Origin of the sequence: Cupriavidus sp. SS-3, assembly GCF_035818815.1 — a bacterium.
In the GTDB taxonomy this organism is placed as follows: domain Bacteria; phylum Pseudomonadota; class Gammaproteobacteria; order Burkholderiales; family Burkholderiaceae; genus Cupriavidus; species Cupriavidus taiwanensis_C.
The window spans coordinates 1-25927 of sequence record NZ_JAYLVT010000004.1 but is presented as its reverse complement, the minus strand read 5'-3'; the positions used below and the strand labels follow the sequence as shown (position 1 = coordinate 25927).

Annotated in this window: 23 protein-coding genes and 1 pseudogene; 15 read left to right on the top strand and 9 right to left on the bottom strand. The window is 67.8% G+C overall.

Annotated elements, in window-relative coordinates; all coding sequences use genetic code 11:
- The first annotated feature begins 9 nt into the window (after positions 1–9).
- The gene (locus U9J39_RS07925) at positions 10–1320 is read left to right on the top strand and encodes an NAD(P)/FAD-dependent oxidoreductase (RefSeq protein WP_116312605.1); all 1311 of its coding nucleotides are present in this window, start codon (positions 10–12) and stop codon (positions 1318–1320) included.
- A 12-nt stretch (positions 1321–1332) separates the two neighbouring features.
- Here the strand turns inward: U9J39_RS07925 and U9J39_RS07920 are convergent, their stop codons facing one another.
- Positions 1333–1773: a DUF2231 domain-containing protein gene (locus U9J39_RS07920; protein ID WP_115709565.1), complete on the bottom strand. Its 441-nt coding sequence runs from the start codon at positions 1771–1773 to the stop codon at positions 1333–1335.
- Positions 1774–1867: 94 nt separating this feature from the next.
- The gene (locus U9J39_RS07915; protein ID WP_326346877.1) at positions 1868–3397 is read right to left on the bottom strand and encodes an FAD-dependent oxidoreductase; all 1530 of its coding nucleotides are present in this window, start codon (positions 3395–3397) and stop codon (positions 1868–1870) included.
- A gap of 182 nt (positions 3398–3579) precedes the next feature.
- On the opposite strand from U9J39_RS07915, the gene U9J39_RS07910 reads away from it, so the two are divergent.
- Positions 3580–4200 carry a DUF2239 family protein gene (locus tag U9J39_RS07910; protein ID WP_115709564.1) on the top strand — a complete coding sequence of 207 codons (621 nt, stop codon included), beginning with the start codon at positions 3580–3582 and terminating at the stop codon, positions 4198–4200.
- Between the two features lie 9 nt (positions 4201–4209).
- Here the strand turns inward: U9J39_RS07910 and U9J39_RS07905 are convergent, their stop codons facing one another.
- Entirely contained in the window at positions 4210–4611 is a 402-nt protein-coding gene (locus tag U9J39_RS07905) for a hypothetical protein (protein ID WP_326346876.1), read from the bottom strand.
- Between the two features lie 193 nt (positions 4612–4804).
- Here U9J39_RS07905 and U9J39_RS07900 point away from each other — a divergent pair, with 193 nt between their 5' ends.
- The 6 genes from U9J39_RS07900 to U9J39_RS07875 all read left to right on the top strand — a co-directional run bounded on the left by U9J39_RS07900 (position 4805) and on the right by U9J39_RS07875 (position 10320).
- Positions 4805–5311: a DUF1993 domain-containing protein gene (locus tag U9J39_RS07900; RefSeq protein ID WP_326346875.1), complete on the top strand. Its 507-nt coding sequence runs from the start codon at positions 4805–4807 to the stop codon at positions 5309–5311.
- 350 nt (positions 5312–5661) lie between these two features.
- On the top strand, positions 5662–6297 hold the full coding sequence (queE, locus tag U9J39_RS07895; protein ID WP_115709561.1) for a 7-carboxy-7-deazaguanine synthase: 636 nt from the start codon (positions 5662–5664) through the stop codon (positions 6295–6297).
- 147 nt (positions 6298–6444) lie between these two features.
- Positions 6445–6921: a 6-pyruvoyl trahydropterin synthase family protein gene (locus tag U9J39_RS07890; protein WP_115709560.1), complete on the top strand. Its 477-nt coding sequence runs from the start codon at positions 6445–6447 to the stop codon at positions 6919–6921.
- A gap of 110 nt (positions 6922–7031) precedes the next feature.
- The gene (tadA, locus tag U9J39_RS07885) at positions 7032–7553 is read left to right on the top strand and encodes a tRNA adenosine(34) deaminase TadA (protein ID WP_240991289.1); all 522 of its coding nucleotides are present in this window, start codon (positions 7032–7034) and stop codon (positions 7551–7553) included.
- Positions 7550–8506, top strand: coding sequence for a muramoyltetrapeptide carboxypeptidase (ldcA, locus tag U9J39_RS07880; RefSeq protein WP_326346874.1), 957 nt, complete (start codon positions 7550–7552; stop codon positions 8504–8506). The genes tadA and ldcA overlap by 4 nt, the downstream gene beginning before the upstream one ends.
- A 191-nt stretch (positions 8507–8697) precedes the next feature.
- The gene (locus U9J39_RS07875; protein WP_115709555.1) at positions 8698–10320 is read left to right on the top strand and encodes an ABC-F family ATPase; all 1623 of its coding nucleotides are present in this window, start codon (positions 8698–8700) and stop codon (positions 10318–10320) included.
- Positions 10321–10384: 64 nt separating this feature from the next.
- Here U9J39_RS07875 and U9J39_RS07870 read toward each other — a convergent pair whose 3' ends face one another.
- Positions 10385–10987 (bottom strand): hypothetical protein, encoded by a 603-nt coding sequence (locus U9J39_RS07870; RefSeq protein WP_115709553.1) that lies wholly within the window; start codon positions 10985–10987, stop codon positions 10385–10387.
- 222 nt (positions 10988–11209) lie between these two features.
- Between U9J39_RS07870 and U9J39_RS07865 the strand changes: the two genes are divergently transcribed.
- The 4 genes from U9J39_RS07865 (at position 11210) to U9J39_RS07850 (ending at position 16803) form a co-directional block, all read left to right on the top strand.
- On the top strand, positions 11210–12643 hold the full coding sequence (locus U9J39_RS07865; RefSeq protein ID WP_326346873.1) for an aldehyde dehydrogenase family protein: 1434 nt from the start codon (positions 11210–11212) through the stop codon (positions 12641–12643).
- Positions 12644–12787: 144 nt separating this feature from the next.
- A complete protein-coding gene (locus U9J39_RS07860; RefSeq protein ID WP_326346872.1) occupies positions 12788–15247 on the top strand; it encodes a penicillin acylase family protein in 2460 nt (819 codons plus the stop codon).
- Positions 15248–15379: 132 nt separating this feature from the next.
- Complete coding sequence (locus U9J39_RS07855) at positions 15380–16087, top strand: glutamine amidotransferase (protein WP_326346871.1); 708 nt, start codon at positions 15380–15382, stop codon at positions 16085–16087.
- Positions 16084–16803 carry an MOSC domain-containing protein gene (locus U9J39_RS07850; protein WP_326346870.1) on the top strand — a complete coding sequence of 240 codons (720 nt, stop codon included), beginning with the start codon at positions 16084–16086 and terminating at the stop codon, positions 16801–16803. Before U9J39_RS07855 ends, U9J39_RS07850 begins: the two co-directional genes overlap by 4 nt.
- Positions 16804–16824: 21 nt before the next feature.
- Here the strand turns inward: U9J39_RS07850 and U9J39_RS07845 are convergent, their stop codons facing one another.
- Positions 16825–17076 carry a DUF1289 domain-containing protein gene (locus U9J39_RS07845; RefSeq protein ID WP_326346869.1) on the bottom strand — a complete coding sequence of 84 codons (252 nt, stop codon included), beginning with the start codon at positions 17074–17076 and terminating at the stop codon, positions 16825–16827.
- Between the two features lie 168 nt (positions 17077–17244).
- On the opposite strand from U9J39_RS07845, the gene U9J39_RS07840 reads away from it, so the two are divergent.
- The 3 genes from U9J39_RS07840 (at position 17245) to U9J39_RS07830 (ending at position 20240) form a co-directional block, all read left to right on the top strand.
- Positions 17245–17718 (top strand): PaaI family thioesterase, encoded by a 474-nt coding sequence (locus U9J39_RS07840; RefSeq protein WP_326346868.1) that lies wholly within the window; start codon positions 17245–17247, stop codon positions 17716–17718.
- 494 nt (positions 17719–18212) lie between these two features.
- Positions 18213–18419 (top strand): hypothetical protein, encoded by a 207-nt coding sequence (locus tag U9J39_RS07835; protein ID WP_326346867.1) that lies wholly within the window; start codon positions 18213–18215, stop codon positions 18417–18419.
- A gap of 6 nt (positions 18420–18425) precedes the next feature.
- Positions 18426–20240 (top strand): galactose oxidase-like domain-containing protein, encoded by a 1815-nt coding sequence (locus tag U9J39_RS07830; RefSeq protein WP_326346866.1) that lies wholly within the window; start codon positions 18426–18428, stop codon positions 20238–20240.
- 101 nt (positions 20241–20341) lie between these two features.
- On the opposite strand, the gene U9J39_RS07825 is transcribed toward U9J39_RS07830, so the two are convergent.
- The 4 genes and pseudogenes from U9J39_RS07825 to U9J39_RS07810 form a co-directional block, all read right to left on the bottom strand.
- The gene (locus U9J39_RS07825; RefSeq protein ID WP_116312593.1) at positions 20342–21466 is read right to left on the bottom strand and encodes an asparaginase; all 1125 of its coding nucleotides are present in this window, start codon (positions 21464–21466) and stop codon (positions 20342–20344) included.
- A gap of 294 nt (positions 21467–21760) precedes the next feature.
- Positions 21761–22951, bottom strand: a complete 1191-nt coding sequence (gene prpF / locus U9J39_RS07820) for a 2-methylaconitate cis-trans isomerase PrpF (protein WP_326346965.1) — start codon at positions 22949–22951, stop codon at positions 21761–21763.
- A gap of 112 nt (positions 22952–23063) precedes the next feature.
- Positions 23064–25676, bottom strand: coding sequence for a Fe/S-dependent 2-methylisocitrate dehydratase AcnD (gene acnD / locus U9J39_RS07815; RefSeq protein WP_326346865.1), 2613 nt, complete (start codon positions 25674–25676; stop codon positions 23064–23066).
- Between the two features lie 131 nt (positions 25677–25807).
- A pseudogene (locus U9J39_RS07810) lies at positions 25808–25927 on the bottom strand (2-methylcitrate synthase); the annotation flags it as partial.

Here is a 25927-nt window from a genome sequence, read left to right as displayed (position 1 = left end):
CCGAAGGCGATGTCGGGGCTGCTGCAAAAAGAACTGGGCGTCATCGAAAACTCGTACTACGAGGCGAGCGTCGCGCGGCCGGCGCCGAGCCCGCCGCTGCAGGGACGCACGGAGGCCGAGGTGTGCGTGGTGGGCGGCGGCTACGCCGGCCTGTCCTGCGCGCTGGAACTGGCCGCGCGCGGCTTTCATGTGGCGCTGCTCGAGGCGCACCGGATCGGCTGGGGCGCTTCCGGGCGCAATGGCGGCCAGGCCATCGTCGGCTTCGGCGCCGAGGGGGAGGGCGCGATCGAGCGCCAGTGCCCGGCCGAGGTCGCGCAGGCGGCCTGGAATGCATCGGTCGAGGGCATGCGCCTGCTGGAGCAGCGCATCGCCACCTACGCCATCGACTGCGACCACGTGCGCGGCTACATGACGCTGGCGCCAAGGGCGCACAAGGTCGACGGCCTGCGCCGCTGGGTGCGCCATATGCGCGAGCGCTATGACTATCCGCTCGAATGGGTCGAACGTCCGCACCTTGGCCGCCATGTCGCCAGCGACCGCTTTGTCGCCGGGGCGTATGACCCGCACTCGGGCCACCTGCATCCGCTCAAGTACTGCCTGGGGCTGGGCGATGCGGCGCGCCGGCAGGGTGTCGAGGTCTTCGAGAATTCGGCCGCGTATCGCGTCGAGCGCGACCAGGCGCCGGTGGTGAAGACCGCCGAGGGCGAAGTGCGCTGCCGGCACGTGGTGCTGGCCGGCAACGTCTACCTGGGCGAATTCGGCGACCATCTCGCGCCGGAAATCGCGGCGCGCATCATGCCGGTGGGAACGTACATGATCGCCACCGAGCCGATGGACGCGCAACGTGCCGCCGCGCTGATGCCGAGCCGGGTTGCGGTATCCGACAACAACCTGATCGTCGACTATTTCCGTCTCAGTGCCGACAACCGCCTGCTGTTCGGCGCCGGCGAGACCTTCAGCGCGCGCCCGCCCGGCAACCTGGTGCAGCGCATCCGCGCGCGCATGCTGCAGGTCTTTCCACAAACGGCGGATTTGAATATCGATTATTCCTGGGGCGGCTTCGTCGATATCACCATGAACCGGGCGCCCGACCTGGGCCGCATCGGCACCAACCTTTACTATGCGCAGGGATTCTCCGGCCACGGGCTGTCGTTTGCCGGCATGGCCGGCAAGCTGATCGCCGAGGCGATGTGCGGCGATGCGTCGAGATTCGATGTGTTTACCCGCATCCGGCATCACCGCTTCCCGGGCGGCGCGCTGTTCAGGACCCCCGCGCTGGTGCTGGGCATGTGGTACTACAAGCTGCGCGACCTGCTGTAAGGGCCAGCCTTGTCACCGCAGCGGTGCCGGCGGGGTCTGCACGCCCACGCCATGGACATGCACCATCTTTCCGCCCAGCCAGCCGGACACCACCAGCAGGCCGATGGCGATCGCCGACAGCATGATGGCGCCAACCCCGGCCCCGCGCATGCGCCACCAGGCGTTGACCACATAGAGCGCGACCACCGTCAGGTTGATACCCATGTGCAGCAGCGCAATGCGGCGGATGCCGCTGGGCAGCGACAGCAGGTCGATCAGGCCGGGCACGGCCGCGATCAGCGCGCCAATGATGCCGCCGACCATGGCATAGAGCGCCACCACCGGCCAGTTGGGACTGTCGCCGCCGAAATAGCGGATCAGGTCGCAGGCAAAGGAAAAGATCCACAAGCCGATGGGAATGGTGATCAGCATCGGATGGATCGGGTGCTTGGCAATGCTGGCGGGAGTGAGCATGGCGACTCCTTTGACGTTGCGGGCGCGCACGGGCCCGTGCGTTCGCCGCGCCATCGCAATGCCAGCGCAATGCCGGCGCGGCGTGCCTCCCCGTTCAATGATGGCGCTGGTCGTCCCGTGTCACGTCGACGGGTTCCAGTCCACCCTTCGCCGGACCATGCAGCACCGTGCCATCGACGTCGAAGCGCGAGCCATGGCAGGGGCAATCGAAGGACTGCTCCAGGCTGTTCCACTGGACCAGGCATTTCAGGTGCGGGCAGGCGGCGTCGAAGGTGTGCAGGCCGCCATCCGCATCGCGGAATGCGGCCACGTGGCGGCCGCCGGCCTTGACCACATGCCCGTCGCCCGGGGCGATGGCATCGAGCGCGACGCCGTCGTCCTTGCCGAGCCAGTCGGCGTACTGGGCCACCACGTTGGCGTTCTCGCGCGCATACTCGACCACGGCCGTCACCGACTTGCGCGAGGGATCGTAAAGATCGGCCCAGTCATTGGTGCGGTCGGTGATCTGGTCGCGGATCAGCATGCCGGCAATGGCGCCGTGGGTCATGCCATTACCGGAATCGCCGGTGACGACATAGACATTGGTATCGCCGGGGTTGCGGCCGATAAAGGCGACCCCGTCGACGGGCTCCATCACCTGGCCCGACCACGCGAACACGGGTTCGTCGACCACCGGAAAGCGCTGGCGGGTCCAGTCGACCAGCCTGCCGAAGCGCTGCCCGGCATCGTCCGCCTGGCCGACCTTGTGATCCTCGCCGCCGCTGATCAGCAGCTGGTAGCCGGCATCGAGGTCGCCGGCGATGCGCACGTAATGGTAGGGATCGAGCGTGTCCCAGAACTGGCACGGCGGCATGCTGCCGCGCGGCACCTTCATGCCCACCACGAAGGTCCGGTACGCGGCCTGCTTGGTATGGATGGCAAAGCGGTCGATGAACGGCGTATTGGTGGCAACGATGACATTGCCGGCCTCGATGCGCGCGCCGCTGTCGGTGCGCACGTTAGCGGGCCGGCCGTCGTCGACTTCCACGGCGCGGGTCTTGCCGTAGACCTTGCCGCCGCGGCGCTGGATTGCGTCGACCAGGCCGCCCAGGTACTGCAGCGGGTGGAGCTGCCCTTGCCGCGGGAACCGCAGCGCCGAGCGCAGCGCCACCTTGCCGGTCGGCACGTCGCTGACCCGCTCGACCTCGTCGAGCCCGGCCCGGTGCGCGGCATCCAGTTCCCGGGAGAGCAGGTCCTCGCCATCGGACGATTCGGCAAAGAGGAAGCCATCGACGCGGCGGAAGTCGCAGTCGATGGCCTCCGCTGCGCAGATCGACTCTATCCGCGCCACCGCCGCCGCGTGGCTCTGCGCCACCTGCCGTGCCGCCTGATGGCCGAGATGGCGCTCGATGTAGAAAAAGTAATCGTCGAAGGCCGTCATCAGGTGCGCGGTGGTGCGGCCGGTTTCGCCCGCGCCAGGCCCGTCCGCATCGATCACGATCACGGCCTGTCCGGCGGCGGCAAGTTCATAGGCGACCGACAGCCCGGCGATGCCCGCGCCGATCACGCAGGCGTCGCAGGTCGCGTCGCCGTCCAGCGGCGGGCTGGAAAGGGTTGTCCCGGCTGCCCAGTATGAAATCGTCATGCCGCCCGGCCTCCTGTTCTGCCTATGTCTCAGTGATAGGTCAGCGATGCCGGCGCAGGTATCCGGCGCGGTCCTACAGCCAGATGGCCCGGAGCGACATAAAATTACCCGGGTAATATTGACTTCTTATTTTATCCGGGTAATATTTGGCGATGTTCCTGTTTCTCTTTCGCAGACCTGCCATGACCGCACCCGCGCCTTACCACTTCACCACCTTCGACGGTCACCGCCGCATCGCCTCGGGTCCGCTGCCGGACAACGCGCTGGCGCTAAGACGGGCCCTGGACAACGGCGCGGCCGGGCCGGTGCTGGTATTCGACGACAGCACCGGCCGCTCGATCGACCTGGATACCAGCGGCACCGACGACGAGATTGTTGAACGGTCGGCAGTGCGCGCGGCGCAGCTGGCCGCGCCGCAGCCGGCGGCCGGCGAGGGCGCCGATGCCCCGGAAGCGGCCGAACCGCGCGGCCGGGGCCGGCCAAAGCTGGGGGTGGTGTCGCGCGAGGTGACGCTGCTGCCGCGCCACTGGGAATGGCTGGCCGCGCAGCCCGGCGGCGCGTCGGTGGCGCTGCGCAAGCTGGTCGAGCAGGCGCGCCGCGATCACGCCGGCAAGGACCGCAGCCGCGCCGCCAGCGAGCGCGCCTATCACTTCATGGTGGCGATTGCCGGCGACCTGGCCGGCTTCGAGGAGGCGAGCCGCGCGCTGTTCGCCAACGACCTGGAAGGGTTCGCCCGGCAGATCGCGGACTGGCCGGCGGATGTGCGCGAACACGCGCTGGGGCTGGCGGACAGCAACGGCTGAGCGGCGCGCTCAGGCCCCGCCCAGCAGGTCGTGCGCATCGACGATCGCGTAGGCGATCTCGGGGTGCGCCTCCATGCTGCGCCGGATCGCCGACGGGATCGACTGGCGGATCTTGCGGCACAGGCCGGGCTGCTCCAGCACCTGGATGCTGATGCCGCGCACGGTGCGCACGCCGCGCGCGCTGGGCGTGATGCTCAGCACGATGCCGAGCTGGGCCTGCATCAGGCCCTCCATCCGTTGCAGCTCGTCCAGGCTGGTCAGGCTCTCGAGCCGTTCGACCAGCCGCTTTTCCTCGGCGCGCGTCAGGCGCAGCACGCGCAGGTCGGCATCGGGGTCGCTCAGCAGCGCTTCGCGCCCGCAGATGCAGGCACCGGGCGGGCATTCCGTGCGGAGAGGGAACGGCGCGTTCATGTCGGGCGCGGGCTGGGCAGGGCGGCTGGATTGCAAGATTGCGGGGGCGGTGGCTGGCTATGTTAATGCAGGTTGCCGGCCAGCGGCGCACAGTCCGGCAGCGAAGGCCGATCCGGTCTATGCTCGCGGCTGCGGTCCGCATGCCCAAGGGGCCGCAAGACAAGAAACCCGCCCCCTGCACAGGAGACCCTCCATGGCACTTTCGATGTACGACGTTTCGATCCCTCCGTTTATCCGCGCGCTCGGCAACCTCGACGCGATCCTCGCCAAGGGCGCGGCGCATGCGCAAGCGCAGGGGATGGACCCGGCCGACCTGATCCAGACCCGCCTGATTGCCGACATGGACCCGCTGCCGGCGCAGGTGCAGCGTGCCAGCGATGCCGCCAAGGGCTGCGCCGCGCGGCTGGCCGGGATCGAGGTGCCGTCGTTTGCCGATACCGAAACCACCTTTGCGGAACTGCAGGACCGCATCGGCCGCACCATCGTGTTCCTGGAGCAGATTACGCCGGCGCAGCTGGAAGGCAGCGAACAGCGCGTGGTCGAACTGAAGCTGCCGCAGGGCCCGCTGCGCTTCGACGGCAAGTCCTACCTGCTCGGCTTTGCCTTGCCCAATTTCTATTTCCACGTGACCACCGCCTACGACATCCTGCGCCACCAGGGCGTGCAGATCGGCAAGCGCGACTACCTCGGGCTGAAGTAGCACGCAACGGGCCGGCGCGGGCCCGGCGCGAGCGCTGTACATCACCTTTGCCGGGGCGGACCGGGTTGCGGCGGCCAAGCGGAACCCCTGGGGCCTCTGGTATACTTTCAGCACGTCCGGCCCCATGCCGGGCGCAGCCTGCGACAGGCCAGGACAGCCCCACCCGGCAGCCCCGCGCTGCCAGCACAGCCGCCCCGATCGATACGTTCCGGTCCACATCGAGGGCGCGACCACGCGCCAATGTGACCACGCGGCGCGAGGTCCGGCTCCGGCCCTGCCCATCCTTTACTGAACCCCGGCCAGCAAGACGCTGCCGAACCGCTGTTTACGGTCCAAGAGAGACCCCACGCATGACTTACGCCGTCAAGGAAATCTTCTATACGCTGCAGGGCGAAGGCGCCAACGCCGGTCGCGCCGCGGTGTTCTGCCGTTTTGCCGGCTGCAACCTGTGGAGCGGCCGCGAGGAAGACCGCGCCAGCGCGGTGTGCCAGTTCTGCGATACGGATTTCGTCGGCACCGATGGCACGCGCGGCGGCAAGTACCGCAGCGCCGGGGAACTGGCCGCGGTGGTCGCGTCGGAGTGGCCGCAGGGCGCCGGCGGCAAGCCGCTGGTGGTCTGCACCGGGGGCGAGCCGCTGTTGCAGCTCGACGCGCCGCTGATCGACGCGCTGCACGCGCAGGGCTTCGAGATCGCGATCGAGACCAACGGCACCATCGCCGTGCCGCCGGGCATCGACTGGGTCTGCGTCAGCCCCAAGATGGGTTCGGAGTTGGTGGTCACGCGCGGCGACGAGCTGAAGGTGGTGATCCCGCAGGAAGGGCAGGACTTTGCCGCATACGAGAAGCTTGATTTCCGCCATTTCCTGGTGCAGGCCATGGACGGTCCGCTGGCGCGCGAAAATACCGCCGCCGCGGTGGCCTTCTGCCAGCGCCACCCGCGCTGGCGGCTGTCGCTGCAGACCCACAAGCTGCTGGGGATCCGCTGAGCGGCAGTGCCGCTGGCCAGCTGCGCGCGAGCCGCTTGGCCAGCCATTAGGCCAGCATCAAGCAGGCAATTCAGTCCACAATAGAGGCTTCGGACGCACGCGCGGCGTCCGCTTCAACGCAGGCCGCCGGCACCGGCGCCGGTACACATGAGCAAACAAGTTTCCATCACCCGCCGGCTGGAGTTCGACTCCGGCCACCGCATCCCCAACCACTGCGGGCAGTGCCGCAATATCCACGGCCACCGCTATCGGCTGGACCTGACGCTGTCGGGCGAGGTGCTGCACCGCGAGGGCGCCTCGGATGACGGCATGATCCTGGATTTCGGCGACATCAAGGCGCTCGCCAACGAGCACCTGGTCAGCAAGTGGGACCACGCCTTCCTGATCTACCGCGGCGACACCGCGCTGCTGAACTTCCTGCAATCGATGGAAGGGCACAAGACCGTGGTGCTGGACGCTATTCCGACGGTCGAGAACCTGGCCCAGGTGGCCTTCGACATCCTGGCGCCGGTGTTCAAGGACTGCTTCGGCCACCAGCTGCAGCTGACCAGGCTGGTGCTGTTCGAAACGCCCAACTGCTGGGCCGAGGTCAGCGCGCCGGCGGTGCTGCCCGCGCAGGACTGAGCGGGCGACGAATGACCCAGCCGCCGCCGCTGCCACCACCCCTGCCGCTGCGCGCGCCGCCCGCGCTGCCGGACGATCCGGCGCAAGCCGCCGAGCGCGACGCGCGCTACATGCGCGCCGCGCTCGAAGAGGCCCGCCTGGCCGAAGCCGCGGGCGAAGTGCCGGTGGGTGCGGTGGTGGTCTGGAACGACACCATCATCGCGCGCGGCCACAACCTGCCGATCCGCTCGGTCGATCCGTCGGCGCACGCCGAAATGCAGGCGTTGCGCGCCGCCGCCCAGGTCATCGGCAACTACCGCATGCCCGAGTGCGAGCTGTACGTGACGCTGGAGCCGTGCGCCATGTGCAGCGGCGCGATCCTGCACGCACGGCTGCGCCATGTGGTGTTCGGGGCCAGCGATCCCAAGACCGGCGCCGCCGGCAGCGTGGTCAACCTGTTCGAACAGGCGCAGCTCAACCACCAGACCACCATCGCCGGCGGCGTGCTGGCCGACCCATGCGGCCAGATGCTGAAGGATTTCTTCGGCGCCCGGCGCCGCGCGCAGAAGGCGGCACAGAAGGCGGCACAGAAGGCGGCACGCCAGCCGGCGCCGGCCGCCGCACCTGACCAGAACCACGACACTGAAGCATGAGCATGCCGAACAGCAGGCCGCATACCGAAGTCCGACTGATCGCCTCGTCCGGGTATCCGCACGATGTCGCCATCGCCGCGCGGGGCTGCGCCTGGCTCAAGCACCATGGCTACCACATGACCAACCCGGACGTGCTGGCGCGGCGCTACCTGCGCTTCGGCGGCACCGACGCGGAGCGGCTGGCCGACCTGCACGCGATCGGCACCGGCGTGCCGCATGAACTGACGCTGGCGGTGCGCGGGGGCTACGGCATCGCGCGCCTGCTGGCACAAGTCGACTTTGCCCGCATTGCCACGCAGGCGCGCGCCAGCGGCACGCCCATCGTCGGCCACAGCGACTTCACCGCGTTCCAGCTGGCCTACCTGGCGGCCACCGGCGGCGTCACCTTTGCCGGGCCGATGCTCTTGGCGGACTTTGGCGCCGAGGGCGTCGACGCCTATATGTGGGAGCACTTCGAGGGCATCCTGCGGAATCCGGCCTACCGCGTCGACATCGCCGCGCCGCAGTCGGGCGGCCAGCCGTTCTCCGGCAGCGTCGAGGGCACGCTGTGGGGCGGCAACCTGGCGATGCTGTGCAGCCTGCTGGGCACGCCGTTCATGCCGCAAGTGCAGGGCGGGGTGCTGTTTCTGGAAGACATCAACGAGCCCCCTTACCGGGTCGAGCGCATGCTGCTCCAGCTGCAGCAGGCCGGCGTGCTGGGCGCGCAGCGGGCCATCGTGCTGGGCGATTTCTCCAACTACCGCGTCACCGACTACGACAACGGCTATGACATGGACGCCGTGGTGGCCTACCTGCGCGAGCAGCTGCCGGTGCCGGTGCTGACCGGCCTGCCGTTCGGACATTGCGCCCGCAAGCTGACGCTGCCGGTCGGCGCACAGGTGCGGCTGTCCGCACGTGCCGACGGCTTCAGCATGGCGTTCTCGGGCTATCCGGTGCTGCCGCCGCTGGCCTGAGCCCGCGGCTCGCCGCCGCGCGCGCCGGTCGCAAGGAATGCGTCCGGATGATAGAATGCGCGGTTATTTCCTGATTTCCTGCCGGGTTCTCGCATGAACCCGGCGTGGCCCGTGCCGCAACGCCGGCCATGGCTGCCGGAATCCTTCCGGCCCGCGCCGCGGCGCCACAATCTCCAGACAAGGTTCCAGACGTGCTTTCTACCGCAAACATCACCATGCAGTTCGGCCCCAAGCCGTTGTTCGAGAATATCTCGGTCAAGTTCGGCGAGGGCAACCGCTACGGCCTGATCGGCGCGAACGGCTGCGGCAAGTCCACCTTCATGAAGATCCTTGGCGGCGACCTCGAGCCGTCGTCGGGCAACGTCATGCTGGAGCCGGGCATCCGCCTGGGCAAGCTGCGCCAGGACCAGTTCGCCTATGAAGACATGCGCGTGCTGGACGTGGTGATGATGGGCCACACCGAGATGTGGGCCGCCGCGCAGGAGCGCGACGCCATCTACGCCAACCCGGAAGCGACCGACGAAGACTACATGAAGGCCGCCGAGCTGGAGGCCAAGTACGCCGAATACGACGGCTACACCGCCGAGGCGCGCGCCGGCGAACTGCTGCTGGGCGTGGGCATCCCCACCGCGCAGCACCAGGGCCCGATGAGCGACGTGGCGCCGGGCTGGAAGCTGCGCGTGCTGCTGGCGCAGGCACTGTTCTCGAACCCGGACGTGCTGCTGCTGGACGAGCCGACCAACAACCTGGATATCAACACCATCCGCTGGCTGGAGACCGTGCTCAACGAGCGCAACTCCACCATGATCATCATCTCGCACGATCGCCACTTCCTGAACTCGGTCTGCACCCACATGGCCGACATGGATTACGGCACGCTCAAGGTCTATCCGGGCAACTACGACGACTACATGGAAGCGTCGATGCAGGCCCGCGAGCGCCAGATGGCCGCCAACGCGCGCGCCAAGGAGCGCATCAGCGAGCTGCAGGACTTCGTGCGCCGCTTCTCGGCCAACAAGTCCAAGGCCCGCCAGGCGACCTCGCGCGCCAAGCAGATCGAGAAGATCAAGGTCGAGGACATCAAGCCGTCGTCGCGCCAGAACCCGTTCATCCGCTTCGAGTTCGAGAAGAAGCTGCACAACCTGGCGGTCGAGGTCGAAGGCATCACCAAGAGCTACGACCGCAAGATCATCAATAACCTGTCGCTGGCGATCCAGGCCGGCGAGCGCGTGGCGATCATCGGCGAGAACGGCGCGGGCAAGACCACGCTGCTGCGCAGCCTGCTGAACGGCGCGGTGCAGACCGGCGTGCAGCGCGGCGTCGAGGTGGACCGCGGCACGGTCAAGTGGGCCGAGAACGCCAACGTCGGCTACATGCCGCAGGACACCTACGAGGAGTTCCCGGTAGACCGCGACGTGATGGACTGGATGAGCCAGTGGACCCAGGCCGGTGATGACGAGACCTCGCTGCGCGGCACGCTGGGCCGCCTGCTGTTCTCGGCCGACGACATCAAGAAGAACGTCAAGGTGCTGTCCGGCGGCGAGAAGGGCCGCATGATCTGGGGCAAGCTGATGCTGGGCCGCCACAACGTGCTGGCACTGGACGAGCCGACCAACCACATGGACATGGAATCGATCGAGTCGATGCAGATCGCGCTCGACAAGTTCCAGGGCACGCTGATCTTCGTCTCGCACGACCGCGAGTTCGTCAGCGGCCTGGCCACGCGCATCATTGAAGTGCGCACCGACGGCACGCTGACCGACTACCTGGGCACGTACGACGAGTACCTGCAGTCGCAGGGCATCGACGGCTGAGCGTCATCCCGCTTCATGTGGAAGGCCGCCTCCGGGCGGCCTTTTTGTTGTCCGGGCCGGCGGGTCAGGCGGCGCTGCCGTCGCGGACCTGGTCCAGCTGCGCCATGATGGCGCGGGCGGTGATGTCGCCCCGCGCCTTGAGCAGCGCCGCGTGCAGCGGTTCGCGCAGCGCCATCAGCGCGGGCAGGTCGGCGGCCTTCTCCACCTTCACCTGCAGCATGTAGCCGCGCAGCCCGAGATGCTGCCCGATCACGTCGGTATAGAAATGGTAAAGGCGCTGGTATGCCTGGATCTCGGCGGGCGAGTGGGCCGCGGCTTCACTGGTGTGCGGCGGCGCCGCTACCTCGGCCGGCGGTGCATGGCGCATCGCGTAGACCGAGAACAGGTTGGTGTCGGCAGCCGGCGGCGCGACACGCGCGAGTTCTTGCGGCGCGGCGGCGCGCGGCTGTGCCGGCTCGGCGACGGCTTCGACCAGCCCCTGGGCCAGCAGCGATGCCATGGCCTCGGGGCCGATCCCCATGCCTGCCACCTGCGCCAGCAATGCCTGCTCGCGGCGCTCGCCGTTGACCATCAGCAGCAGCGCGCGCAGCTTGTGGTCCAGCTTGCGCGCGCGGCTGCGGATTTCGTCCTGCCCCGCCTCCGTCTTTCGGTAGATCGGATCGACCATGCCTTTGTCCCCTTAGTCTTGTTATGTGCGCGCGCCGTGGCGAGTCTCCCGCCTGTCACCCGCGGCCGATTATCGCCATGTTCTTGTGCGCAGCGGCTGGCACGGCCGGCGCCGTTTTCCGCAGCGCCATAACATGGGCCGGAATCCGCTCTACAATGTGCGTGCACCATAAAAGTAACAAAAAATTGCAATCGCCAATTCACCAAACCGAGAACTGTGGCCATGCAACAACGAGACAAACTCTTCATTAACGGCAAGTGGGTTGCGCCCCACGGCACCGGCAAGATCGATGTCATCCATTCCGCCACCGAGGCGGTGATGGGGACGATTCCCGAAGGCTCGGCGCGCGACGCCGAAGACGCCATCCAGGCCGCGCGCGCGGCCTTCGACGGCTGGTCGGCAACGCCGCCGGCAGTGCGGGCCGGCTATATCGCCAGGATCGCCGAAGGACTGAAGGCGCGCAGCGAAGAACTGGCCCAGCTGATCGCCGGCGAAGTCGGCATGCCGATCAAGCTGGCGCGCGCGATCCAGGTGGGCGGCCCGGTCTACAACTGGGGCCAGGCCGCCAGGCTGCTGGAAGGCTTCCACTTCGAGGAAGAAGTCGGCAACTCGCTGGTGGTGCGCGAGCCGGTGGGCGTGGTCGGCGCGATCACGCCGTGGAACTACCCGCTCAACCAGATCACGCTGAAGGTGGCGCCGGCGCTGGCCGCGGGCTGCACCGTGGTGCTCAAGCCGTCCGAGGTGGCGCCGCTCAATGCCTTCGTGCTGGCCGAGGTGATCGAGGCCGCGGGGCTGCCGCCGGGCGTGTTCAACCTGGTGACCGGCTACGGCCCGGTGGTGGGCGAGGTGCTGGCCAGCCATCCGGAAGTCGACATGGTGTCGTTCACCGGCTCCACCCGCGCCGGCAAGCGCGTGTCCGAGCTGGCGGCGCAGACCGTCAAGCGCGTCGCGCTGGAGCTGGGCGGCAAGTCGGCCTCGGTGATCCTGGACGATGCCGACCTGCCGGCGGCGGTCAAGGGCACCATCAATGCCTGCTTCCTCAACTCCGGCCAGACCTGCTCGGCGCACACCCGCATGCTGGTGCCGCGCGCACGCTACGACGAAGTCAAGGCGATCGCGCAGAAGGTGGTGGCCGGCTTTACCGTGGGCGATCCGCTGCAGGAAACCAGCAAGCTGGGCCCGCTGATCTCCGCGGTGCAGAAGGACCGCGTGACCGGCTATATCCGCCGCGGCCTGGAAGAGGGCGCCGAACTGGTGGCCGGCGGCCCCGAGACCCCGGAAGGGCTGGACCAGGGCTTTTACGTCAAGCCGACCGTGCTCGGCAACGTCGAGCCGCGCGCGACGGTGGCGCAGGAAGAGATCTTCGGGCCGGTGCTGTCGATCATCTGCTATGACACCGAGGAAGATGCGGTGCGCATCGCCAACGACAGCATCTATGGCCTTGGCGGCGGCGTCTGGTCCGGCGACGAGGCGCGCGCGATCCGCGTGGCGCGCCGCATCCGCACCGGCCAGGTCGATATCAACGGCGGACCGTTCAACATGCAGGCGCCGTTCGGCGGCTACAAGCAGTCCGGCAACGGGCGCGAAGCCGGCAAGTATGGGCTGGAGGAATTCCTCGAGTACAAGTCGCTGCAGCTGAAGAAGTCCGCCGCCTGACGGGCGCGCGGGCAAGCAGCACAGCAGCGTGGAAAATGCCCGGCCGGTCCGGGCATTTTTTCGTGCGCGGCGTACGTGGAAAATGCGCGGATAATGCGCGACAGTGCGCGGAAAGCCATGACAACGAGAAAAGGGGGAGCAACGATGCGCGGGTTCGGTCGGCTGACCAGATGGCTGGCAGTGCTGCTGGGGCTGGCGGTGGCCGGCGCCGCGGGCGCGCTGGCCTGGTATCGCCACGCGGCGCAGCCGCCGGTGTCGGGCAACGAGGTGCTGGCCGGATTGCGCGAACCGGTCACGGTGGTGCGCGACAGCCAGGGCGTGCCGCATATCCGCGCCGCCAGCAAGGTCGATGCGTGGTTCGCGCTGGGCTACGTCCACGCGCAAGACCGCCTGTGGCAGATGCAGATGAACAAGCGCATCGTCGCCGGCCGCCTCGCGGAGATCCTGGGCCCGTCCGCCGTCGATAACGACAAGTTCCTGCGCACGCTGGGCGTGCGGCGCAACGCCGAGGCCATCTTCGCGCAGGCGTCGCCCGAGGCGCGCGCGGCGCTGCAGGCCTATGCCGACGGCGTCAATGCATGGCTCGACCGGCGCCAGGGCCCGCTGCCGCCGGAGTTCCTGCTGCTGCGCACCCGGCCCGAGCGCTGGGAACCGGCCGACACGCTGGGCTGGCAGACCATGATGGCATGGGACCTGGGCGGCAACTGGACCCAGGAGACGCTGCGCATGCGGCTGGCGCAGGTGCTGCCGGTGGCCCGCATCAGCGAACTGCTGGCGCCGTATCCGGGCGAGCAGCCGGTACGCACCATGGATTATGGCCATCTGTACCGGCAGCTGGCGCCGCTGGCGAGCGCGATGGCCAGCGTCGGCGACAAGGGCCCGCCGGGCTATGTCGAGGGCATGGGCTCGAACAACTGGGTGGTGTCGGGCGCGCACACGCAATCGGGCAAGCCGATGCTGGCCAACGATCCGCACCTGGGGCTGCAGGCGCCGGCGCTGTGGTACTTCGCGCGCCTGAGCGCGCCCGGGCTCGAGGTGGCCGGCGCCACGCTGCCCGGCATGCCGCTGGTGGTGCTGGGCCACAATGACCGCATCGCCTGGGGGCTGACCAATACCGCGCCGGATGTGCAGGACCTGTATATCGAGCGCGTGCGTCCGGGCAACGACACCCAGTACCAGACGCCGCAGGGCTGGGCCGCGTTCGAGACCCGCACCGAAACCATCCGCGTCAAGGGCGCCGCCGACGTGACGCTGAAGGTCCGCAGCACGCGCCACGGGCCGGTGATTTCCGACGTGGCCGAGTCGCTTACCAGCGCCGCCGCGCCGCTGGGCGCGCAATACGTGGTGGCATTCCAGTGGACCGCGCTGCGCGCGGATGACCGTACCTTCCTCGCCGGGCTGCGGCTGAACCAGGCGCGCGACTGGAACAGCTTTACCGACGCGCTGCGCGACTTCCACTCGCCGCAGCAGAACATCGTCTATGCCGACGTCGACGGCAATATCGGCTTCTACGCGCCGGGCCGCGTGCCGCTGCGCCGCGCCGACAACGACCTCAAGGGCCTGGCGCCGGCACCCGGCTGGGATGCGCGCTACGACTGGACCGGCTTTATCCCGTTCGAGGCGCTGCCGCACCAGTACAACCCCGCCGGGGGCGTGATCGTGACGGCCAACCAGCGCATCGTCGCGCCCGACTATCCGTACTTCATCACCAGCGAATGGACGGTGCCGTATCGCTTCGACCGCATCCGCACGCTGCTGGCGGCCACGCCGAAGCACAGCTTCGACAGCTTTGCCGCGATCCAGAAGGACGTGGTCTCGCTGGCGGTGCGCGATGCCCTGCCGCTGCTGCTGGCCGCGCCGGTCAGCAACGACGCCGCGCGCCCGGCGCGCGAACGCGCCTTGCTGCAGGCCTTGCGCCAGTGGGACGGCACCATGGACCCCGCGCGCGCCGAGCCGCTGGTGGTCACCGCATGGCTGCGCGAGCTGTCGCGCAGGCTGTTCGAGGAGAAGACCGGCGAGGCGATCTTCGTGCGCCTGTGGGACCAGCGCAACGTGCAGCAGCCCATGCTCAACATCCTGCGCGATCCGCGCAAGCTGGGCGCGTTCTGGTGCGACCGGCCCCATACCGGCCCGGCCGAGAGCTGCGACGATGCCGTGGCCGACGCCTGGGCCCAGGCCATGGCGGACCTGTCGCGCCGCTATGGTGACGACCCCGCGCGCTGGCGCTGGGGCGAGGCCCATGCGGCGCGGCTGGAGCACCGGCCGTTCGGCAAGGTCGGCTACCTGGCGCCGCTGTTCAACCTGCGCGTGCCGACCGGCGGCGACACCTACACGGTCAACGTCGGCCGGCACAACCTGCGCGACGACAAGGCGCCGTTCGAAAACACCCACGCGGCCAGCGTGCGCGCGCTCTATGACCTGTCCGACCTGGCGGCGTCGCGCTTCATGGACTCCACCGGGCAGTCCGGAAATGCGCTGCTGCCGCGCTACCGCGACTGGATCGGCAAGTGGGCGGCGGTGGAGTACATCACCATGCCGCCGGCGGCAGCCCACGGTCGGCAGGGCGCGGCGGACGCCCTGGTGCTGGCGCCTGCGACAAAATAGCGCGGACCGCGGCATGCCTCGCCGGGAAGGTTCTCAAACTGGCGAGGTCGTGCCCGGGTCGTCCGCCGGCAGTTGGCGACAGACGCTAACATGAGGGCCTTTATCTCCCTCACGCCCGGCAAGGAGTCCCTGATGACAACGCGTACCACCCATGTGATCCAGCACGTCGCCTTCGAGCATGCGGGCGTGATCGGCAACGCCCTGCGCGCGCGCGGACACACGCTGCGGGTGTTCCAGGCCGGCGTCGACGAACTTGGCCCCATCGCCAGCGAGCCGGCCGACCTGCTGCTGGTGCTCGGCGGCCCCATCGGCGTCTACGAGACCGATGCCTATCCGTGGCTGGAAGCGGAAATCGCGCTGATCCGCCAGCGCCTGGGTGCCGGCGGCAAGCTCATCGGCGTCTGCCTGGGCGCGCAGCTGATCGCGCGCGCCGCCGGCGCCAGGGTCTACCCCGGCCCGCGCGAGATCGGCTGGGCGCCGATCTCGCCGACGCCGGCCGGGCAGAATTCGGCGCTGGCCGAGCTGGCCGCGGCGCAATGGGAAGTCCTGCACTGGCACGGCGACACCTTCGACCTGCCCGCCGGCGCGCAGCTGCTGGCCTCGACCGCGGCGGTGCCGAACCAGGCCTATGCCATCGGCAACCAGGTGCTGGCGCTGCAGTTCCATCCCGAGGTCATGCCGCGGGATATCGAGGCCTGGCTGATCGGCCATACCGTCGAACTGGGCAAGGCCGGCATCGACCCGCGCACTATCCGCGCGCGCACCGCGCAGGTCGGCGCCACCGTGGCGGCGGCGGGGGAACGCATGTTCGCGCGCTGGCTGGAGCAAGCCGGACTATGAGCCAGCCGCTATCCGCCATCCGCGTGCCGGTCGATGCGGTGCTGACCGGCGCCGTGCGCCCGTTCGGACCCAAGGGCGTACCCAGCGGCATTGCCAAGGCCGCAACGCGCGCGCGGCTGCGCCTGACCGCGACCGGGCTCGAGGGCGACGGGCAGGGAGATCCGCGCCACCACGGCGGCCCGGAAAAGGCGCTGCACCACTATGCCTTCGACCACTACCCCGCGTGGCGCCTGACGCTGCGGGAACAGGGCGCGTCAGCCGACGGCGTCCTCGACACGCCTGGCGCCTTCGGCGAGAACCTGAGCACCACGGGCCTGACCGAAGCGGACGTCTGCATCGGCGACCAATTCCGCCTGGGCACGGCGCGGGTCGAGGTGTCGCAGGCGCGCCAGCCGTGCTGGAAGCTCAACCACCGCTTCGGCTATGCGGGCATGTCGCGCGCCGTGCAGCAGAGCCTGCGCACCGGCTGGTACTACCGCGTGCTGGAAACCGGCGACGTGGCCGCGGGCGATATGCTGGAACTGGTGGCGCGGCCCTGTCCCGGATGGCCGCTGCACCGTCTGCTGCAGGTGCTGTATGTCGAGCGGCTAGACTATGCCGCGCTGGAGGAAATGGCCGCGCTGGCACCGCTGGCCGAAAGCTGGCGCAAGCTGGCACGGCAGCGCCTGGAGCGGCGCGAAGTCGAAGCGATGGAGCGGCGCCTGTCCGGCGAATGACGGGCTACGGGTGAGCGCGGCTCAGCCCTGGCGGAAACGCTTGCCGGTGCCTTCGCGTGTGATCCGTTCCCACACCAGCTGCTTTTCCTCGTCGCTGAAAAATACCCAGTTGCTGACCTCGGCCGCGGTGCGACCGCAGCCCTGGCACACCTCGTCGAACAAGGTCGAGCAGATGCCGATGCAGGGGCTGTCCGGGCGCTCGGACAGCGTGGAATCCGTGCTGCCGTGGTCCGGTTCGGGGCGGAGCGGGGCGGATTCGTAAGGTGACGGCATGGTGGCGGCAGGGCGGAAGGTAAAACGGCCGCCCATTATATCGGGACCGCAGCGGCAGCCCGGCCAAAGGCCGTGCCGTGGGGGCGGGGATTACCTCGGACGTCATTGAGCCATACGGCAGGCGCCATTACGCTGCGACAGGAATTGCGCCTTTTCAGGAGTCCAGCCATGCCCCATACCATCGCCGCCGTGTCCCTGTCACAAGACCGCCGCCCGGCCGGCGTCGACCCGCGCATGCGCGCCATGGTCGACAACGTGCTGCTGGGATCTCCCGTGGCGCGTGCCCTCGGCGTGCGGCTGGCCAGCCTGGCGCCGGACCATGTCGAGCTGGAGATGCCGTTCCTGCCGACCAACGTGACCCACGGCAGCATCGTGCACGGCGGCGTCATCGCGACATTGATCGACATTGCCGGCGCGGCCGCGGCTGCGTCCGGTGCCAGTGCCGACGAGGTGAAGGGCGGGGCGACCGGTTCGCTGTCGATCCAGTACCTGGCGCCGGCGCAAGGTGCCGCGCTGCGGGCGGTGGCATCGGTGGCCCGGCGCGGCCGCCGGCAGGTTGTGACGGATGTCTCGGTGTACGCCGAAGTGCCCGACGAAGGCGTGCTGGTTGCCAGGGCCTTGATGAGCAGTGCCATGTTCTGAGCCGGGGGGCTGGGATCCGTATGCCCAGAACTTATTAACGCAATTAACCGCCAAGAGTGCCCCCTCCACGCCTGGCCGCGCCAGCTGCACTGGCGCGATCTGCCCCCAGTTGGGGGGCTTCGATTTCGCTTGTGTTCGGTTGGAACGCGGGCCAGCGTTCGGCCTATAGACATATCCCGCCTGAACCACAGAACACTACGGGCCATCATGAGCCGGTCAGCTGCGTCGATCCGGCCGGCTTGACCAGCACCCAAGCAAGGCAGATATACCGCGTCGCGTCTGTGCGGCGGGCCACATACGCGCACGCCCATGTGTGCATCGGTCATGTATCAGCGCGCCACAACGCTGCCTAAACTGATTTTATGCTCACCACCGGATGCGCAAAAAAAGGCGGTGCAATGCTGCGCGCCAACAACATTTATGCATTTAAAGAAAAGCTAAAAAAATTGAAAAAATCCGGGTCTTTGGGGCAATAGTCTCGAAGGAGGTGTGGCATGAAGACCGTGCAAAAAACTCTCGCGGCGGCAGCGGCGGGCACGTGCTCGCTATGGCTGCTCGTCGTGCCGGCAGGCCCTGCGCGGGCGACCGTTGATTGTCCCGAAGCCGGTCCGGCGGTATGTGGAGAAAAGAGCGGCCTGGTTCCGGCGCACAAGGATTTTATCCATGCCACGCTGATATGGAACAAGAAATATTCGACCTGACCCAACATGCTGGTCTGGATGCGGCCGTCGGAATATAAGCCAAAACATTATCTCAATCCGCCGGTTCCCGGCAGCAATGTATTTCCGGGATTCAATCAGAAATACATCGAGCTGGTACAGGGCGGCTTCGGCCTTGGCCAGCTCGACGAGAGCGGCTGGTCGCGCTACGGCCCGGATCTGGAGCGCGAAAACGCGCAGATGCTAGATGTGTGCGGACTGCAGTCGATGATCGATACCGGCGTGTTCACCAAGAACGCCATCGCCGACCTGACCAGCGCGGAGATCAGCAGCACCGACCGGTTCTTCACGGATGCCGGATTTTCCAGGGGCCTGGGCTATAACCTGTTTTGCAATGGGCATGTGTCCGGCGCGGATGGCCGGATCTACGTGGTGGGGCTGCATGACAAGGGCGGCAACAACGGCGGCAGGAAGGTCAACATATTCGACCCGAAAACCGGGGCCTGGGTACCAAGGCCGATGCCCTGCGTCAGAATCGGCTATGAAATGGACCCGACCGGCGTGCTGTCTCACTGCGATCCGCTCAACGAAAACAACACCGATCCGCCGGCGTCGTCAGACCTGAAATACCAGCGCTGGTACCCGACCGCGGTGACCTTGCCGGACGGCAGGATCCTGGTGCTGTCCGGCTCCGACCAGGACACCAGCGTGGGGCCGGCCAACGCCGGCAGCACCAAGGTGCGCCAGGGCGTGCCGGAAGTCTACGACCCCAAGACCGACACGACGGTCGCGCTGGAAAACGCGTGGAAGCAGTTGCCGATGTATCCGCGCGCCTTTGTTGTCCAGACCGGCCCGAACGAGAAGGACTGGAAGGTCGCGGTCACGGCCGAGGTGGTGCCGCCGCTGCCGGGCCAGCCGGGCGGCCTCAATATCGGTGGATACGATCCGTTCTTCTACAGCGGCAATACCTATCTGCTCGACGTCCAGGGCGCGCTTGCCGATCCGCTGATCGCCACGCGCGCGCAGAATCACTGGACCTTCGTCGACACCGCCCAGAATGGCCACGACAGCGGCGCCGGCGTGCTGATGGTGACGATTCGCGCGGATGGCAGCTGGTCGCAGGAGGTCTTTCTGTTTGGCGGATCGAGCGGGGGCAACACGCCCGACTCGGCAGTCGCGGAAACGATCGATTTTTCCAGCGCGACGCCGAAATGGAAGCCCCTCGCCAGTCTCATCCAGCCGGCCACGCAGAACAATGTGGTGGCGCTGCCGGACGGGAAACTGCTGGTGGTTGGAGGCGCCAGCGGAAGCACGAACAGCCTGCGCTATCAGATGTTCAATCCGGCGGATGGCAGCCGGACCGATCTCGTGTCGTCTCCCGTACCAAGGCACGATCACTCCACCGCGCTGCTGATGCCCAATGGGGTGGTGTGGGTCATGGGCGGCAACCGCGTCAACCTGATTCCGGGATCGCCGCAGACGCAGGCACAGCGGGATGCCGCCGTCCCGGTGCTCGAGCAGTACAAGCCGCCTTACTTCTTCAAGGGTGCGAAGCCGGTCATCGACAATGCGCCGCCCAGCATCCGCCACGGCAACAAGTTCAAGCTGGAGGTCTCCGGCACGGAGGTGGCATCGGTAGCGATGATCCGCACCGGTCCGGTCACGCACAACTGGACCTGGGGCAACCGGTACGTGAAGCTGCCGTTCGCGCAGCAAGGCGGCAAGCTCGAAGTCACCGCGCCGCCGCTGCCGGGGCTGGCGATCGCCGGCGATTACCTGCTGTACGTCGTCGGCAGCAACGGTGCGGTCAGCGACGGCCGGCATCTGGTGCTCAAGCTCACGAGCGACCCTGAGCCGGATTGATGGCGCCCCTCGGTTTTCCGGCCCGGCCGCGGGTCGGGAAGCGCCTGAGTTCCGGGATCGACCAGGAGATGGCCGCTGGACGACCCCGGTGCTGCCCTGGATCAGTACTTCCAGAACACCTGCTGCAGCGCCTTGCTGTCGTTGGTCTGCGTCAGCGCCAGCGCCATCAGGATGCGCGCCTTCTGCGGCAGCTGGTCGTCGGTGACGATCCAGTCGTACTTGTCGTCCGGCTGCTCGGCGTTGCGAACCACCACGCCGCTGCCGGTGCGCGACGCGCGCACGATGTGCACGCCCTTGGCGCGCGCGGCCTTGAGCGGCTCGACCATGTAGTCGCCGACGCTGCCGTTGCCGGTGGCGGCGTAGACGATGGCCTTGGCGCCGCTCTTCACCGCGGCATCGACCGCGGCCGGGTTGGCGTTGCCGTAGGCATAGACCACCGCCACCTCGGGCAGCTTGTCGATCTTGTCGATGTCCCACTGCGTCTGCACCGTGTGCGGCCGTGCCGGCAGGCGGTAGAACAGCGTGCGGCCTTCCACCACGTAGCCGAGCGGGCCGAACGGCGAGCGGAAGGTCTCGGTCTTGAAGGTGTTGGTCTTGGAAACGTCGCGGCCGGTGTGGATCTCGTCGTTCAGCACCGCCAGCGTGCCCTTGCCCTTGGACGCCGGGTTGGAGGCGACCAGCACGGCGTCATAGAGGTTCAGCGCGCCGTCGGCACCCAGTGCGGTGCCCGGGCGCATCGAGCCGACCACCACCACCGGCTTGTCGCTCTTCAGCGTCAGGTTGAGGAAATACGCGGTTTCCTCGATGGTGTCGGTGCCGTGCGTGATCACGATGCCGTCGACATCAGGCTGCTTGAGCAGTTCCGACACGCGCTTGGCCAGCTTGAGCAGGCGTTCATTGTTGAAGCTCTCCGAGCCGATCTGGAAGATTTGCTCGCCCTTGACGTTGGCGACCTTGGAGATTTCCGGCACCGAGGCGATGATCTTGTCGACCGGGACCACGGCGGACTGGTAGGCGGCGGTGTTGGTCGCCGCCGCGCCGGCGCCGGCAATGGTGCCGCCGGTGCCAATGATGACGATGTTGGCCTTGCGCGCTTCGGCCGGGGCCGTGGCAGCGGCGGCGGCAGGCTGGGCCGCGGGCGCGAGCTGGGCGTGGGCGGCGCCGGTGATCAGGCTCGCCGACAGCAGGGCAGCGGCCAGCGTGGTGACGCGGGCGGAATGTTTCATGGTTCTCCTCGGTATCTATACGAACGTGTGGCCCGTACTGGAAGCGGCACGACATACCTTATGGGTGGAATGGTGCCGTCCGTGTTCAGTCGGTGGCTGCCCGCGGCCGGGCCTGTGGTGCAGGGTCCGGTTCAGGCAGCGGCAGAGACTATACGTGAGGAGAAATTCGCGGTGGAAGGGCGGCGCAAGGGTTATGCCGATTCGGCATAAAATCGCCTTTCCCATAACTTCGGGCGCATACATCGCCGGGCCGGCCGAGGCTTGCCGGCATCGGCGTTTTCTCTTGCAACCAGCTCAGAACGCGTCGCCCGGCACGCGCACCCAGCCTTCCATCAGCACGCGCGCGCTGCGGCTCATGATGGCCTTCCTGACCACCCATTCGCCGTCGACCTGCTGCGCCTCGGCGCCGACCCGCAGGGTGCCGGACGGATGCCCGAAACGCACCGCATTGCGCTCGCCGCCGCCCGCGGCAAGGTTGACCAGCGTGCCGGGGATGGCCGCCGCAGTGCCGATCGCCACCGCGGCCGTGCCCATCATGGCGTGGTGCAGCTTGCCCATGGAGAGCGCGCGCACCAGCAGGTCAACATCGGCCGCGGCCACCTTCTTGCCGCTGGAGGCGGTGTAGTCCACCGGCCGGGCCACGAACGCCACCTTGGGCGTGTGCTGGCGCTTGGCCGCCTCGTCGACGTTCTTGATCAGGCCCATGCGCAGCGCGCCGTAGGCGCGGATGGTCTCGAACATCGCCAGCGCCTTGGTGTCGCTGTTGATGGCGTCCTGCAGCTCGGTGCCGGTGTAGCCGATGCTCTCGGCATTGACGAAGATGGTCGGGATGCCGGCGTTGATCATGGTGGCCTTGAGCGTGCCGACGCCCGGCACTTCCAGGTCATCGACCACGTTGCCGGTCGGGAACATCGCCCCGCCGGCGCCTTCTTCCTCGGCCGCGGGGTCCATGAATTCGAGCTGGACTTCGGCGGCGGGGAAGGTCACGCCATCGAGTTCGAAGTCACCGGTTTCCTGCACTTCGCCATTGGTGATGGGCACGTGGCCGATAATGGTCTTGCCGATATTGGCCTGCCAGATGCGCACCACGGCCACGCCGTTTTGCGGAATGCGGCTCGGGTCGACCAGGCCGGCGCTGATCGCGAACGGACCGACCGCGGCCGACAGGTTGCCGCAGTTGCCGCTCCAGTCGACAAAGGGCTGGTCGATCGAGACCTGGCCGAACAGGTAGTCGACATCGTGGTCCGGACGCGTGCTCTTCGACAGGATCACGGTCTTGCTGGTGCTGGAGGTGGCCGCGCCCATGCCGTCGATCTGCTTGCCGTACGGGTCGGGGCTGCCGATCACGCGCAGCAGCAGCGCGTCGCGGGCCGGACCGGGAACCTGCGCGGTCTCGGGCAGGTCCTGCAGGCGAAAGAACACGCCCTTGCTGGTGCCGCCACGGATGTAGGTGGCGGGGATCTTGATCTGGGGTACGTGGGCCATGGGAATGAATGTCATGGTTAGGTATGCGAAGGAAGCCGATCGCAACCGGCACCCCTTGCGGACGCGCCCCTCTCCCGCACGCGGGAGAGGGGCGCAAACACTCGGCAACGAGTTAAGCCGCCGCCTTGTTCGACTCCAGGAAGTCCTGCGCAAACCGCTGCAGCACGCCGCCGGCCTCGTAGATCGACACTTCCTCGTCGCTGTCGAGGCGGCAGGTCACCGGCACTTCCACGCGCTCGCCGTTCTTGCGATGCACCACCAGCGTCAGCGTGGCGCGCGGCTGGCGTGCGCCGATCACGTCATAGGTCTCGGTGCCATCCAGCCCCAGGGTCAGGCGGTTCACACCCGGCTTGAACTCCAGCGGCAGCACGCCCATGCCGATCAGGTTGGTGCGGTGGATGCGCTCGAAGCCCTCGGCGACGATGGCTTCCACGCCGGCCAGGCGCACGCCCTTGGCGGCCCAGTCGCGCGACGAGCCCTGGCCATAGTCCGCGCCGGCGATGATGATCAGCGGCTGCTTGCGGTCCATGTAGGTCTCGATCGCTTCCCACATGCGCACCACCTTGCCTTCCGGCTCGATGCGCGCCAACGAACCCTTCTTGACCTGGCCGTCGACCACGGCCATTTCATTGATCAGCGTGGGGTTGGCGAAGGTGGCGCGTTGCGCGGTCAGGTGGTCGCCGCGGTGGGTCGCGTACGAGTTGAAGTCCTCTTCCGGCAGGCCCATCCTGGCCAGGTACTCGCCCGCCGCGCTGTTCAGCAGGATGGCGTTGGACGGCGACAGGTGGTCGGTGGTGATGTTGTCGCCCAGCACCGCCAGCGGGCGCAGGCCCTGCAGCGTGCGCTCGCCGGCCAGCGCGCCTTCCCAGTACGGCGGGCGGCGGATATAGGTGCTCTGGGGGCGCCAGTCGTACAGCGGCGCGGCGCTCTCGCCGGTGTCCGCGGTCAGCGCGAACATCGGCTCGTAGACCTTGCGGAACTGCTCGGGCTTCACGCTCTGTTTGACGATCGCGTCGATCTCTTCGTCGCTCGGCCAGATGTCCTTCAGGTACACCGGCTTGCCGTCCTGGTCGGTGCCCAGCACATCCTTCTCGATATCGAAGCGGATGGTGCCGGCGATGGCATAGGCAACCACCAGCGGCGGCGAGGCCAGGAAGGCCTGCTTGGCGTACGGGTGGATGCGGCCGTCGAAGTTGCGGTTGCCGGACAGCACGGCGGTCGCGTACAGGTCGCGGTCGAAGATTTCCTGCTGGATCTTCGGATCGAGCGCGCCGGACATGCCGTTGCAGGTGGTGCAGGCAAAGGCGACGATGCCGAAGCCGAGCTTTTCCAGGTCGGGCAGCAGGTTGGCTTCTTCCAGGTACAGCTCGACCGCCTTCGAGCCAGGCGCCAGCGACGACTTGACCCACGGCTTGCGCGCCAGGCCGCGCGCATTGGCGTTGCGTGCCAGCAGCGCGGCGGCAATCACGTTGCGCGGGTTGCTGGTGTTGGTGCAGCTGGTGATGGCGGCGATGATGACCGCGCCATCGGGCATCAGGCCTTCGGCTTCCTGCGCGCGGGCCTGGTCCAGGTCCACGGCGATGCCGCGCTCGGCCAGCGCCGAGGTCGGCAGGCGCTTGTGCGGGTTGGACGGGCCGGCCATGTTACGCACCACGCTCGACAGGTCGAACTTCAGCACGCGCTCGTATTCGGCGTTCTGCAGCGAATCCGCCCACAGGCCCGCGGCCTTGGCGTACGTCTCGACCAGCTTGAGTTGTTCGTCGGTGCGGCCGGTCAGGCGCAGGTACTCAATGGTCTGCTCGTCGATGAAGAACATCGCCGCGGTGGCGCCGTATTCCGGGGCCATGTTGGAGATGGTGGCGCGGTCGCCGAGCGTCAGGCTCGAGGCGCCTTCGCCGCGGAACTCCAGGTAGGCGCCAACCACTTTTTCCTTGCGCAGGAATTCGGTCAGGGCCAGCACGATGTCGGTGGCGGTGATGCCGGGCTGGCGCTTGCCGGTCAGCTCGACGCCGACGATATCCGGCAGGCGCATCCACGAGGCGCGGCCGAGCATCACGTTCTCGGCTTCCAGGCCGCCGACGCCGATGGCGATCACGCCCAGCGCATCGACGTGCGGCGTGTGGCTGTCGGTGCCGACGCAGGTGTCGGGATAGGCCACGCCGTTGTCAGCATGGATCACCGGCGACATCTTCTCCAGGTTGATCTGGTGCATGATGCCGTTGCCCGGCGGGATCACGTCGACGTTCTTGAACGCCTTCTTGGTCCAGTCGATGAAATGGAAACGGTCTTCGTTGCGGCGGTCCTCGATCGCGCGGTTCTTGGCGAAGGCATCGGGATCGAAGCCGCCGCACTCCACCGCCAGCGAGTGGTCGACGATCAGCTGCACCGGCACCACCGGGTTGACCTTGGCGGGGTCGCCGCCCTGGTCGGCAATGGCGTCGCGCAGGCCGGCCAGGTCCACCAGCGCAGTCTGGCCCAGGATGTCGTGGCACACCACGCGCGCGGGGAACCACGGGAAGTCGAGGTCGCGCTTGCGCTCGATCAGTTGCTTCAGCGAATCCGTCAGCGTGGCGGGGTCGCAGCGGCGCACCAGGTTTTCTGCCAGCACGCGCGACGTGTACGGCAGCTTGTCGTAGGCACCCGGCTGGATGGCCTCGACCGCGGCGCGCGCGTCGAAGTAATCCAGCTTGGTGCCCGGTAGCGGTTTGCGGTTTGCAGAATTCATGGTGTAGGGAAATCTATATAAGTATGAAAAAGGGGTAGTGGGCCCCCCATCGTTCGATGATGAGCGACCAACTACCCCCTTTGCCCGCAGGCTCGGATCAATGCAACCCGCGGGCAATCCGGCAGCCGGTCTTACTTGCGATCCTTGATCGGCACGAACTTCAGGTTCTCCGGTCCGGTGTAGTTGGCGCTGGGGCGGATGATCTTGTTGTCGATGCGCTGCTCGATGATGTGCGCGGCCCAGCCCGAGGT